The sequence below is a fragment of the Bradyrhizobium monzae genome, from assembly GCF_021458635.1.
In the GTDB taxonomy this organism is placed as follows: domain Bacteria; phylum Pseudomonadota; class Alphaproteobacteria; order Rhizobiales; family Xanthobacteraceae; genus Bradyrhizobium.
Genome location: NZ_JAIRDQ010000001.1, coordinates 120,669 through 133,335, shown reverse-complemented (window position 1 = coordinate 133,335; position 12,667 = coordinate 120,669). Strand labels below are relative to the sequence as shown.

Genomic DNA, 12,667 nt, shown 5'->3' with positions numbered 1-12,667 from the left:
CTCAAGCGTTGGAGCGACGCACGGTCAGATCGGAGCGATCGAAGACTGCGGGCAGAAGATCGACGCCGAGGCCGGGACCTTCCATCGGGTAGACAAAACCGTCCTTGATCGTGGGCATCGTGGTGACGAGCTCATTGTACCAGCCCTTGTAGAAGGCGCGGACGGATTCCTGGATCAGGGTGTTGGGTTGGCTGAACGACATGTGGATCGCGGCGATGAAGCCGATCGGGCCGATGCAATCATGCGGTGCGAAGGGACGGTGATAGGTCTCGGCCATCGCTGCGATCTTGCGGCCCTCGGTGAGGCCGCCGGTCCAGCACAGGTCCGCCATCACGACGTGCATGGCGTCGCGGTCGAGCATGTCCTTGTAGGGGAAGCGCGAGCCCAGCGTCTCGCTGGCGCAGACCCAGACGTCGGTCGAGCGCGCATATTCGGCGAGCGTCTGTGGCGAGTTCATGCGGATCGGGTCTTCGTACCAGGTCGGCTTGTAAGGCTCGAGCGCGCGGGCGATCTGCTTTGCTGTCGGCAAGTTCCACAGCGAATGGAGTTCGACCATGATCTCCATCTTGTCGCCGACAGCCTTGCGAATTTTTTCGAACGGCTCGATCGCGTGCTTCATTTGCGCGGCGGTGATGTAGAGACCCTTGTTTTCCTGCGCCGCAGGATCGAACGGCCAGATCTTCATCGCGGAGATGCCGCTTTCCAGCAGATTTTCGGCGAGCCCGTCGGCGTGATGCATGAAGCCGTCGAGATCTTCGTAGGGGCCCTTGGCGGCACCGAGATTCCAGTTGGCGACCGGGCTGATATTGGTGGAGCGGACATATTGCGTGCCGGCACAGGTATTGTAGATGCGCTGCTTGTCGCGGCAGAGGCCGCCGAGCATCTGGTGCACCGGCTGATTGCAGACCTTGCCGAACAGATCCCACAGCGCGATGTCGATCGCCGACGCCGCGCGATATTCCACGCCGGTCGAGGACTGCGCCATCGGCAGGTTCAGCATGTCGCGATGAATCGCCTCGATGTGGAGGGGATTACGGCCGAGCAGGCGGCCGGCAAAGGTGTCGTGAATCTGCGCTTCGACCGCGCCAGCACCATAGAAGGTCTCGCCGAGACCGATCATGCCCGTATCGGTGTGAACACGCACCCAGATGACGTTGGAGAATTCCTCGGTGCGTAGCGTCTCGATCGACGTGATCTTCACGGCAATTGTTCTCCCATCACAGGCGCCTCGCACCAGTCGTGTTTTCATTTTGCGCTGCAGCATGCGGCGCACTCGCGAAAGTCTTACGCTCGCTTGTAATATATCACAACATGTTTTAAGGGTGCCACAAATAAGGCGCCATCCAGCAACGAGAGCGCGAGCAGACGGGAGAGGGCGACATGGCACGGCGCAAGCGCGCGCTCGAGGTGGTGAGAAACGGCGACGACAGCGAGGGCAAGCCCTCGCGGCGCAACCGGCTCAATTTCTTCGAGTTGGCCTACCAGAAGATCGAGGAGCTGCTCGTTCATTGCGAGCTCAAGCCCGGACAATTCATGACGATGTTGGAGTTGCAGCAGATCACCGGTTTCGGCCGTACGCCGGTGCATCACGCCGTCAATCGTCTCTCCGCCGATACGCTCATCATCATCCGTCCGCGCCATGGCTTGCACATCGCGCCGATCGATCTCGCGCGCGAGCGCATGCTGCTGGCTTTGCGCCGTGACATGGAGCGCTTCGTCGTGCGTCTTGCAGCCGATCGCGCCAGCCTCTCGCATCGCAATCAGGCGCTGCACATCGAGCGCTTGCTGCGCGAGCGCCGCGCCACCCTGACCCTCGACGAGTTCAACAGCATCGACCGTCGCATCGACGCGCTGGTGCTGGAAGCCGCCGGCGAGCCGTTCCTGGTGCATACGCTGCGGCCGCTGCACACGCTGTATCGCCGCATCGGCTATATCCACCACCGCTTCATGCCGGGACAGACCGATTTGTCCGGCACGATCGATCACCATCTTGCCATTCTCGCGGCTGTTGCCGCCCGACGCGTCGAGGACGCGGTGAAGGCGAGCGATGCACTGATCGACTACATGGATCAGATGTTCACGGGCATGGAAGCGGGGATCGATCCGCGCCTGCTGGATTGCAGCATCGAGCCGTTACTCGGCGCGTAAAGAGTTTTGAAGAGAGGACCAAAGATGTCAACGATGGCTGTGCCACAACCGACCGCGAGCGAAGCCGCGGTGCGCTATCTCATCACGAACTACAGTCCCAAGGGCAACAAGGTCGGCTGGCTGATGATGGCCTCGATCCTGGTCGAAGCCTGGGACCTCTATTCGATCGCCTTCGTGCTGATCTTCATCAAGGAACAGTACAATCCCGATCCGCTGATGCTCGGCCTCGCTGCAGCGGGCACGCAGGGCGGCGCCCTGATCGGCGCGCTGCTCGGCGGCTGGCTGTCCGACAAGATCGGCCGCCGCGTGATGTTCCTGGTGACGATGGTGATGTTCATCGTGCTCGCGCTGGCGCAGGCTTTCGTGCCCAGCGTCGGCTGGCTCGTGGTGATCCGCTTCCTGCTCGGCATCCCGCTCGGCTCCGACATCTCGACCGGCTACACCTACATCATGGAATCCATGGCGAAGGGTGAGCGCGAGGTCATGGGCAACCGCTGGCAGTTCATGTTCGCGGTCGGTGAAGTGCTGACCATCGGCGTCATCGTGATCTTCCTGCTATTCGACATCCAGCACGAGATGCTGTGGCGCGTGACGCTCGGCCTCGGCGCGGTACCGGCGCTGATCATTCTGATCATGCGCCACGACGTGCCGGAGACCGCGGTCTGGCTGGTGCAGAAGGGACGCTACCGCGAGGCCAAGCAGGTCGCGCGCGAGATGTTCAACGACGACCTCGCCATGCTGCCGAACCAGGATGTGGTGGTGCCGAAGGTCAGCACGCGTGCGTTCCTCGCGGACCTCAAGAAGGACCCGATCCGCTGGCGCGCGACTGTCTACGGCTGGATCGCCTGCTTCGCGCAAGGCAGCGAGTTCTCGACCTTCGCGTTCTATTTGCCCGTGCTGTTCGTGATGGTCGGCGTGTCGAGCGTGCTCGGCATCAATCTGGTGACGATGGCGCTGTTCTGCTTCGCCGCTCTGTCCGGCTGGGTCGGTCCGCTGCTGACGCCGAAGATCGGCCACCGCGGCATCGCGATCGCCGGTTTCTCGATCGTGCTCGCCTCGCTGCTGGTCGCTGCCTTCGCGCTCTACACCGACAACAAGATCCTGCTGCCGTTCGCGGCCGCCGCCATGTTGTGGGGCCACTATTGGGACGCCTCGAACTGCATGACGATCCCGACCATGGTCGCCAAGCCCAAGTATCGCGGCACGGCCAGCGGCTTCGCCTATATGTTTGTGAAGCTGCCGTCGTTCCTGGCGATCTTCCTGTTCCCCACGGTGTTCGCTGCGGTCGGGCAGGCCAATGCCACGTTGATGGTCGCGATCTTCCCGCTGATCGGATTGCTCGCCGCAGTCTTCATCCTGCCGGAAGTTTACGGCTACGAGAACGATTGACCTCGCAAGTTACCTGATCGCGGCGGCCAAGGCCGCGATCAGGGCGGGGGGCGTCACCAGCATGCCGAGCTTGAGGAACGGCCAGGCCCCGACCTTGATCTTCTCTCGCCGCAGCGCGACCAGCCAAAGGATGGTGGCGAGCGAGCCGGTCACCGACAAATTGGGGCCGAGATCGACGCCGATCAGGATGGCGCTGACGACAGGCGCCGGCAGATGATCGCTGGCGGCCACCGAGCCCGCGACGAGACCGACCGGAAGGTTGTTGGCCACGTTGGTGGCGATCCCCGTTGCGATACCGACGCTCCAGGCGGCTTGCGTCACGGATTGCGCGACCGCCTGATGCAGCAGCGCGCTGAGCTGCCCGATCACGCCGGTCTTGATCAGTGCTTCCACCATCACGAAGAGCCCGCCGACCAGCGGCAGCACGCTCCAGGAAACGCCGCGCAGTACGGGCAGCGGCGATTGGCGGCTGATCAGCAGCACGATGGCCGCCGTCACCACGCCGCAGATGAAGGTCGGCAGCCCCAGTTGTTTGTCGAGCGCGGAGGCCGTGACCAGCACGACGCCAATCGCCACGATGCCAACCGCTGTCAGCTTGCCGCCGCGGCCGAGCTTCGGATGCGGCACGCTGCGCGCGATGGTCTCTTCCTTCAGCGCGCGATGCTGGGTCAGGCGCAGCACAATGTAGGTGAGCAGGATCGAGGCCGCCGACGGCAGCGCGAACAGGCGCAGCCATTCCGTGAGTTGCGGCATGCGCGCGCCGAACACGACGAGATTGGCGGGATTGGAGATCGGCAGCACGAAGCTCGCGGCATTGGCAATGAAGGCGCAGACGAACAGATAAGGCAGCGGCTTGGCGCCCGCCGCGCGTGTCGCGGCATAGACCGCGGGCGTCAGCACGATGGCGGTGGCATCATTCGAGAGCAGGACGGTGACGACCGTGCCGACGATGTAGATCAGCAGGAACAGTCGCTGCGGAGAGCCGGATGCATATTCCACCGCAAGGGCTGCGAGATAGTCGAACAGGCCTTCGAGCCGGGCCAGTTCCGCGATCAGCATCATGCCGATCAGGAAGAGATAGACGTCCACGCCCTTCTCGATGCCGGTGAGCGCATCCTGCCATGGCAGGAAGCCGAGCAGCACCAGGGCGCCGGCACCGAGCACGGCCCAGATCGCCTCGGGCAGGCGAAAAGGGCGGATGATGACGCCTGCGGTCGCGACGACGATGATGCTCCAGGCCCAGATGGCGTCAGACGGCACGTTCAATCCTTGTGGCGTGAGTTCATTTGGCAGCGATAGCGGAACCCGATGCCGCTGTCTTCCCCCGCGGACGCGGACCGTCATCGGCGATTTGCCGGGTCTCGGGGAGGGCGACGAGGCAGATTACGGCGCCCACCGCGGCGACCGCGCCGAGCGTGATGAAGGCCGCGCTGTAACCGGCACCGACGACGACGAAACCGGCGAGTGTCGTCGACAACGCGGCGCCGATGTTCTGGGCGGTGATGACAGCGCCTTGCGCGACGTTGAAGCGACCCGTGTTGCGCATGAGGTCGGCGACGATGACGGGGAAGATTGCGCCAAAGATGCCGGCACCGACGCCGTCGAGCAGCTGGACGCCGACCAACCAGAACGGATTGTCCGAGAGCGTATAGAGCGCGCCGCGAACGGGGAGGATCAGGAGCGCGGCGAGGAAGAAGCGCTTGTGGCCCCATTGGTCGGCCCTCGCGCCGACCAGCATCGCGAAAGGCACCATCACCAATTGTGCCGCGACGATGCAGGCCGACATCAGGCTGGTGCCCATGTTCTTGTCCTGGAGCGCCAGCTTTTGCCCGACCAACGGCAGCATCGCGGCGTTGGAGAGATGGAACAGCAGCACGCAGATCGCGAAGACGAGCAGGGGGCGGCAGGTCAGCAGTACGGCGAGGCCTGACGGCTGCTCGCTCTGTGCATCGGCCTCGTCCAGCCCGCGGGCAAGGTCGTGGTCGATGGCACGTTCGGGGATTGCGAGAATGCTGGCGAGGCTCGCGATTGCCATGGCGCCGAGAAGGTAGAACACGACGGTGGGGCCGAACCAATAAGCGGAGAGCCCGGCGAGAGCGGCCGCAACCGCGTTGCCGGCGTGATTAAAGGTCTCATTGCGTCCGATCCGCCGGGTGAAGGCGACATGGCCAAAGATGCCGAGCGAGACGGCGGCGATCGCGGGCGGGAAGACCACGGCGGCGGCCTGCGCGATGCCCTGCGAGATCGCAACCGGCCCGAAGGTCGGAAGCAGCGGCAGCAACAGCGAGGCGAGGGTCACCATAACGGCGGCAATTGCCATCACGGCTCGCTTCGCCCGCGTCGCATCGACCAGCGCGCCGGCCGGGGTCTGCGCCACGATGCCGGCGATCGTCGCGATCGACATCACGAGACCGATCCGCGCCTCGTCCCAGTGCTGCTCGGTGAGGAGATAGACGGCGAGATAGGGGCCGAGGCCATCGCGGACGTCGGCAAGAAAGAAATTGGCCGCATCCAGCGCGCGGCCGGCCTGCCTTGCCTGATCGGGGTTTTCGCGCGACATCGGTCTCTCGATCGAGGCTCGAAAACGCCCCGGCAGAAACCCATCTCACGCGACTTTTGTTCCGCCCTAAAACTTCACGGCCAGGAGAACCGCGCCGGCGCCGATCATGGCGATGCCGATCCAGCCCTGCGTGGTCGGGCGCTCGCCGAGAAAAGCGAAAGCGAACAGGGCAACCAGCACGACGCTGAGCTTGTCGATCGGCGCCACCAGTGTTGCAGGCCCGAGCTTCAGCGCGCGGAAGTAACACAGCCACGACGCGCCGGTCGCAAGCCCCGACAACACCAGGAACAGCCATGTTTTCGACGAGACCGCCGCGGGCACGGCGAATTGGCCAGTGAAGAACAGCAGCACCGAGAACGCCAGCAGCACCACCACGGTCCGGATGAAGGTGGCGAGATCCGGATTGATGTTCTCGACGCCGACCTTGGCGAAGATCGCGGTGAGCGCGGCGAAGCAGGCCGACAGCAGCGCCCAGGACTGCCAGGCGGAGAAGAGGGCGGGTTTCATGGCGGTTCCTTAGCGAGCCACCGACAGCTTCTCCGTGATCGCCTTGCGCAGGATGCGTGAGAGCGATTCCACCGAATATGGCTTCTGGATCAATTCAAATCCGCGATGGGCGTTTTCGGCGAGCACGTTGCTGTAGCCGCTGGTCAGCACCACCGGCAGGCCCGGAAAGCGCTCGCGGATGATTCCGGCGAGTTCGACGCCGTTCATGCCGGGCATGATGACGTCGGAGAACACCAGGTCGACCGCGAATTCGTTCTCGCCAAGGATGGCGAGCGCGGCATTGGCGTTGGCGACGCGGCGGACGACATAGCCGAGGTCCTCGAGCAGCTCGGTCGAGAACTGGCCGACATCGTCGTTGTCCTCGACCACGAGCACGCGATAGCCGCGCCCGGTGGTCGCGCTCTCGCTGGTGAGCGATGCGGCTTCCTTCTCGGCGGCCGGGCTCTGAGCCTGCGGCAGGTAGATCGTGAAGGTCGCGCCCTGACCGTGCGTGCTCGTCACCGCGATGTCGCCCTCGGACTGTTTCGCGAAGCCGAACGCCTGACTGAGGCCGAGGCCGGTGCCCTTGCCGACTTCCTTGGTGGTGAAGAACGGCTCGAAGATGGCGTCGATGTTTTCCGGTGCGATGCCGCTGCCGGTATCCGCCACCGTGATTGCGACGTAATCGCCACCGCGCGCCGACTGCGCGCGCAGGCTCGGGATGCCCTGAACCTTGCGCACAGCGATGGTGAGGCGGCCCTCGCCCTCCATGGCGTCGCGGGCGTTGATGGCGAGGTTGATCAGCGCGGTCTCGAACTGGGCGATGTCGGCCACCGTGAAGCAATCGGCATCGTCGATCTCGACGGCGATCTCGATGCGGCCGCCGACCAGCGGCCGGACCAGCTGCGCCACGCCCTCGACCTGGCTGCCAACGTTGAATATCTGCGGTTTCAGCGGTTGCCGGCGCGCGAAGGCCAGAAGCTGCGCGGTCAGCTTCGAGGCGCGCTCGACGGTGTCGGAGATGGCGTCGACATAGCGGCGGCGGCGCTCCTCTGGAAGCTCGCGCCGGCGCAGGAAGTCGGTCGCCGAACGGATGATGGTGAGGAGATTGTTGAAATCGTGCGCGACGCCGCCGGTGAGCTGGCCGATCGCCTCCATCTTCTGCGATTGCCGCAGCGCTTCCTCGCCGCGGCGACGCTCGGTGATATCGACGGCCTCCGGCACTGCGCCGGTGATGTTGCCGTGGCGGTCGAGCACCGGACGCATGCCGAACTCGAAATCGCGCTCGCCGATCGGCAGCCGTAGCCGCATCTCGATCCGCACCGCCTCGCCCCGGAGCACAGTGTCGAAAGCCTCGCGCACGGTTGCGCTCATGCCGTGGGTGCCGGTGAACCACGGCGTGTCCCAGAACGGCTTGCCGACCACGTCCGAAGAGCTCGCCTTGATGCCGTCGAGCGCGGTCCTGTTGGCGTAGAGTAGCTCGCCTTTGAGATTGACCAGACCTTGGTACTGGTTGCTCGTCCCAAGGATCGCGCGCAGTCGCGCCTCGTTGGATTCGAGCTCGGCGGTGCGCTGGACGATACGCTCTTCCAAGGTCTCGTTGAGCTGCCGCAGTTCGATTTCGGCCCGCTTGGCGACGGTGATGTCGTGGGCGACGCCGATGAAGCCGATATGCTTGCCGGTCGGGTCCCAGCGCGGCTGCGACTCTGAGCGCAGCCAGCGCCATTCGCCGGATGCATCCTTGTAGCGCGCCTCCAGCACGAACGGCTTGAGCGAGGCTTCGCCCTGGACGGATTGCTGCAGCACGTGCGGCAGGTCGTCCGGATGCAGCACCTTGCGCCAGTCGAAGGCGATGGCCTGGTCGTAGGGCAGGCCGACGAAATCGACATAGGCCTGGTTGGCGAAGGAGCGCGTGCGGTCGAGCTTTGTGACCCAGATCGGCACCGGCGCGCTGTCGGCGATCAGCCGAAAGCGCTCCTCGCTCTCGCGCAAGGTCTCGCGCACGAGCATCTGGTCGGTGACGTCGATATGGGCGCCGACCAGCCGGATGGCGCGGCCGTCGGCCTCGCGCTCGAGCTTGGCGACGACGCGGATCCAGCGGGTCTCGTGGTCGCTCGGACGGATGATGCGGTATTCGGCGGTGTAGTCCTCGCTGGTCCCGGCCAGCGCCTCGAAGAAATGTTTGACGGTCGCGTCGCGGTCGTCGGGATGGATGCGGCTGACCCAGTCTTCGTGGGTCTCGTCGGCAGCCTCGGGCGGTAGCCCGTGGATCATCAGATATTCCGGCGAGCGGCGGTTCTTGAAGCCTTCGCGGAAGTCGACCTCGAGGCCGCCGACCTTGCCGATTCGCTGGATCCGCGCCAGCTCCGCCTCACGCTCCTGGAGCGCGCGATAGGCCTCGTCGCGCTCGCGCGCGATGTCTTCGAGGTGCTGGCGCAGCCTCTCGGCGGCGGTGATTTCGGGTGTAGAATCGTTCAAGGCGTCGGCCGTTGTGATGCGGAAGCGCGCGTGCCGAGCCGATATTCACACAGACAAAGCGTGATAGCCATTGCTCAAAAGCGAATAGGCTCGGAAACGCCCACCGGACGGCGTGTGGCGGGTATGAACGAACGCGGGGTCTGGCTATTTGTTCCAAACGTTGGAACGATGAGCCCGCGGGCGCGTATCTGCGAGGCGCTACGACTCTCATTCGTAACGCACCCTTTCCAGAGAGGCTAAATCTTGAAGCTCTTTGTCTGCCAGGCCTGCGGCAATGTTCTCTATTTCGAGAACCGCGCCTGCGAACGTTGCGGCCACAAGGTCGCCTTCCTGCCGGAGAAGGAGACGATGTCGGCGATCGAGCCGGACGGGCAGGGCTGGGCCACGCTCGCCGACAAGGGCAAGGGGCGGATGCTGTGCCGCAATGCCGAGTACGACGCCTGCAACTGGCTGACCGATGTCAGCGATGCCACCGGCTATTGCCGGGCCTGCCGCCACAACGGCATCGTGCCTGATCTCTCTGACCCCGCGCAGCTCGCCGGCTGGCGCGAGCTGGAGGTCGCGAAGCATCGGCTGTTCTATTCGCTGATCCGCTGGAAGCTCCCGCTCCAGACCCGGCAGGACAACCCCGAGCACGGCCTGATCTTCAATTTCCTCGCCGACGATCCGAACAGCGGACAGAAGGTCCTGACCGGCCACGACAACGGCCTGATCACGATCGCGCTCACCGAGACCGATACCATCGAGCGCGAGCGGCGACGGCTGGAGATGGGCGAGCCGTATCGCACGTTGCTTGGGCATTTCCGCCACGAGGTCGGGCACTATTTCTGGGACGCGCTGGTGCGCGGCGGCGGCAAACTGGACGAATGCCGTGCGGTGTTCGGCGACGATTCCGTTGACTACGGCGAGGCACTGCAGCGCCACTATGCCGAAGGCGCCCCACCGGACTGGCAGCAGAATTACGTCTCGGCCTATGCGACGACGCACCCCTGGGAAGACTTCGCCGAGACCTGGGCGCATTACCTCCACATCGTCGACACCCTGGAAATGGCCTCGGAGTTCGGCATGGAGGTGCGCCCCAAGGTCGACCGCGACGGGGAGTTGTCGACGCGAATCCGGTTCAACCCCTACGAGGCGAAAGGCGTCGAGGCGATCATCGACGCATGGCTGCCCTTTACCTTCGCCATGAACAGCGTCAACCGCGCCATGGGCCTGCGCGACCTCTATCCCTTCATCCTGTCATCGGCCGTGGTCGCCAAACTGGGCTTCATTCACAACCTGGTCCGGGACGTGGCCAAGGATAGGGCCAAGGCCGGGAAGCCGTAGGTGATCCAAGGGGTTCGCCGGGCTCGATCGGTCTTGCGCTGGTACGCCAGCCGGGTTGGATTTAGACCGTTGCCTCCGGCCAATTTTGATGTACCACGGGAGCACACGGCCCATCCCTCATAGGTCCCAACGGCCAGGGAAGGGTCCCGCCCAAGGTCGAGACCCAAGAAAAGCATGTTCAAACGCATTCTGATCGCCAACCGCGGCGAAATCGCCTGCCGGGTCATCAAGACCGCCCGCAAGATGGGAATTCAGACGGTTGCCGTCTATTCCGAGGCCGACCGCGACGCTCTCCATGTCGAGATGGCCGACGAGGCCGTGCTGATCGGGCCGCCGGCCGCGGCCGAGAGTTATCTGGTGATCGAGAAGATCGTGGAGGCTTGCCGCAAGACCGGCGCCGAGGCCGTGCATCCCGGCTACGGCTTCCTGTCCGAACGCGAGGCGTTTCCGCGCGCGCTCGAAGCCGCCGGCATCGTCTTCATCGGCCCCAACCCCGGCGCGATCGCCGCGATGGGCGACAAGATCGAATCCAAGAAGGCAGCTGCCAAAGCCAAGGTCTCGACCGTGCCGGGCTATCTCGGCGTCATCGAGGACGACAAGCACGCGGTCCGCATCTCCGACGAGATCGGCTATCCCGTGATGATCAAGGCCTCCGCCGGCGGCGGCGGCAAGGGCATGCGCATCGCGCATTCCAAGGCCGAAGTCGCCGAAGGCTTCAATCTCGCCAAGGCCGAGGCCAAGGCGTCGTTCGGCGACGATCGCGTCTTCGTCGAAAAGTTCATCGTCGATCCCCGGCACATCGAGATCCAGGTGCTCGGCGACAAGCATGGCAACGTCATCTATCTCGGCGAGCGCGAATGCTCGATCCAGCGCCGCAACCAGAAGGTCATCGAGGAGGCGCCATCGCCGCTGCTCGACGAAGCCACCCGTCGCAAGATGGGCGAGCAGGCGGTCGCGCTGGCCAAGGCCGTGAACTACGATTCCGCCGGCACCGTCGAGTTCGTCGCCGGCCAGGACAAGAGCTTCTACTTCCTGGAGATGAACACGCGGCTGCAGGTCGAGCATCCCGTCACCGAGCTCGTCACCGGCGTCGACCTCGTCGAGCAGATGATCCGCGTTGCCGCCGGCGAGAAGCTCGCGCTTGCGCAGAAGGACGTCGCGCTGACCGGTTGGGCCGTGGAATCGCGCCTCTATGCCGAAGACCCGTTCCGCAACTTCCTGCCCTCGATCGGTCGATTGGTGAAGTATCGTCCGCCGGCGGAAGTCAGCCAGGACGGCATCACCGTGCGCAACGACACCGGCGTGCAGGAGGGCGGCGAGATCTCGATCCATTATGATCCGATGATCGCAAAACTCGTCACGCACGCGCCGTCGCGCGCGGCTGCGATCGAGGCGCAGGCGACCGCGCTGGATTCGTTCTATGTCGACGGTATCCGCCACAATATCCCGTTCCTGTCGGCGCTGATGCACCATCCGCGCTGGCGCGAGGGCAATCTGTCGACCGGTTTCATCGCCGAGGAATTCCCCAAGGGCTTTGCGGTGCGTGTGCCCGAAGGTGAGGTCGCCCGCCGGATCGCCGCTGTCGGCGCCGCCATCGATCACGTGCTTGGCGAGCGCAAGCGGCAGATCTCCGGTCAGATGGGCGGCCGCATCGTGCAGCGCGAGCGCCGCCGCGCGGTCTGGCTCGATCGTCAGGAGCTCCTGCTCGAGGTCGCCCGCGAGGGTGACGCGATCGCAATTCGTTTCGTCGATGCCGAGGGCAAGGCCGGCAATCCGCATCTGCTGCAGTCCGCGTGGAAGCCGGGCGATCCGGTCTGGCAGGGCACCATCGACGGCCACTTCATCGCGGTGCAGGCGCGCCCGATCGCCAACGGCATTCGTCTGGCCCATCAGGGTGTCGAGGTGCCGGTCTATGTCTGGACCGAAGCGGAAGCGGCCTCGGCGAAGCTGATGCCGGTGACGACGGCCTCGGACACCGGCAAGAAGCTGCTGTGCCCGATGCCCGGCCTCATCGTCTCGATCGCCGTCACCGAAGGCCAGGAGGTCAAGGCCGGCGAGACGCTGGCCGTGGTCGAGGCCATGAAGATGCAGAACGTGCTCCGCGCCGAGCAGGACGGCACCGTGAAGAAGATCCACGCCAGCGTCGGCGCCACACTCGCGGTCGACGCGCTGATCTTGGAGTTTGCGTAAGGATGTGAGCGGTGCGGGCGGTCGCCGCGGATGCATCTCTGGATTGCTTCGCTGCGCTCGCAATGACGGAGATTGGGCAGCTTCGTAAGC

The 12,667-nt window shown here is 64.7% G+C and carries 9 protein-coding genes; 4 read left to right on the top strand and 5 right to left on the bottom strand.

Annotated elements, in window-relative coordinates:
• Position 1: 1 nt before the first annotated feature.
• The gene (locus K3F49_RS00685) at positions 2-1,201 is read right to left on the bottom strand and encodes a mandelate racemase/muconate lactonizing enzyme family protein (protein WP_234678870.1); all 1,200 of its coding nucleotides are present in this window, start codon (positions 1,199-1,201) and stop codon (positions 2-4) included.
• Between the two features lie 179 nt (positions 1,202-1,380).
• On the opposite strand from K3F49_RS00685, the gene K3F49_RS00680 reads away from it, so the two are divergent.
• The gene (locus K3F49_RS00680; RefSeq protein WP_234678869.1) at positions 1,381-2,148 is read left to right on the top strand and encodes a GntR family transcriptional regulator; all 768 of its coding nucleotides are present in this window, start codon (positions 1,381-1,383) and stop codon (positions 2,146-2,148) included.
• A gap of 24 nt (positions 2,149-2,172) precedes the next feature.
• The gene (locus tag K3F49_RS00675) at positions 2,173-3,537 is read left to right on the top strand and encodes an MFS transporter (RefSeq protein ID WP_346657285.1); all 1,365 of its coding nucleotides are present in this window, start codon (positions 2,173-2,175) and stop codon (positions 3,535-3,537) included.
• A 9-nt stretch (positions 3,538-3,546) separates the two neighbouring features.
• Here the strand turns inward: K3F49_RS00675 and K3F49_RS00670 are convergent, their stop codons facing one another.
• The 4 genes from K3F49_RS00670 to K3F49_RS00655 form a co-directional block, all read right to left on the bottom strand.
• On the bottom strand, positions 3,547-4,797 hold the full coding sequence (locus tag K3F49_RS00670; protein WP_234678867.1) for an arsenic transporter: 1,251 nt from the start codon (positions 4,795-4,797) through the stop codon (positions 3,547-3,549).
• 22 nt (positions 4,798-4,819) lie between these two features.
• Entirely contained in the window at positions 4,820-6,097 is a 1,278-nt protein-coding gene (locus K3F49_RS00665; RefSeq protein WP_234678866.1) for an MFS transporter, read from the bottom strand.
• 66 nt (positions 6,098-6,163) lie between these two features.
• Entirely contained in the window at positions 6,164-6,604 is a 441-nt protein-coding gene (locus K3F49_RS00660; RefSeq protein ID WP_234678865.1) for an EamA family transporter, read from the bottom strand.
• Positions 6,605-6,613: 9 nt separating this feature from the next.
• Complete coding sequence (locus tag K3F49_RS00655; RefSeq protein WP_234680545.1) at positions 6,614-9,079, bottom strand: hybrid sensor histidine kinase/response regulator; 2,466 nt, start codon at positions 9,077-9,079, stop codon at positions 6,614-6,616.
• Between the two features lie 225 nt (positions 9,080-9,304).
• Here K3F49_RS00655 and K3F49_RS00650 point away from each other — a divergent pair, with 225 nt between their 5' ends.
• Complete coding sequence (locus K3F49_RS00650; protein ID WP_234678864.1) at positions 9,305-10,387, top strand: zinc-binding metallopeptidase family protein; 1,083 nt, start codon at positions 9,305-9,307, stop codon at positions 10,385-10,387.
• Between the two features lie 174 nt (positions 10,388-10,561).
• Positions 10,562-12,577, top strand: a complete 2,016-nt coding sequence (locus K3F49_RS00645) for an acetyl-CoA carboxylase biotin carboxylase subunit (protein ID WP_234678863.1) — start codon at positions 10,562-10,564, stop codon at positions 12,575-12,577.
• Positions 12,578-12,667: the final 90 nt, after the last annotated feature.

Excerpts from the sequence above, each read along its gene's own strand:
- K3F49_RS00680 (WP_234678869.1), top strand. The coding sequence starts at position 1,381 with ATGGCACGGCGCAAGCGCGCGCTCGAGGTGGTGAGAAACGGCGACGAC.
- K3F49_RS00675 (WP_346657285.1), top strand. The coding sequence starts at position 2,173 with ATGTCAACGATGGCTGTGCCACAACCGACCGCGAGCGAAGCCGCGGTG.
- K3F49_RS00665 (WP_234678866.1), bottom strand. The coding sequence starts at position 6,097 with ATGTCGCGCGAAAACCCCGATCAGGCAAGGCAGGCCGGCCGCGCGCTG.
- K3F49_RS00660 (WP_234678865.1), bottom strand. The coding sequence starts at position 6,604 with ATGAAACCCGCCCTCTTCTCCGCCTGGCAGTCCTGGGCGCTGCTGTCG.
- K3F49_RS00645 (WP_234678863.1), top strand. The coding sequence starts at position 10,562 with ATGTTCAAACGCATTCTGATCGCCAACCGCGGCGAAATCGCCTGCCGG.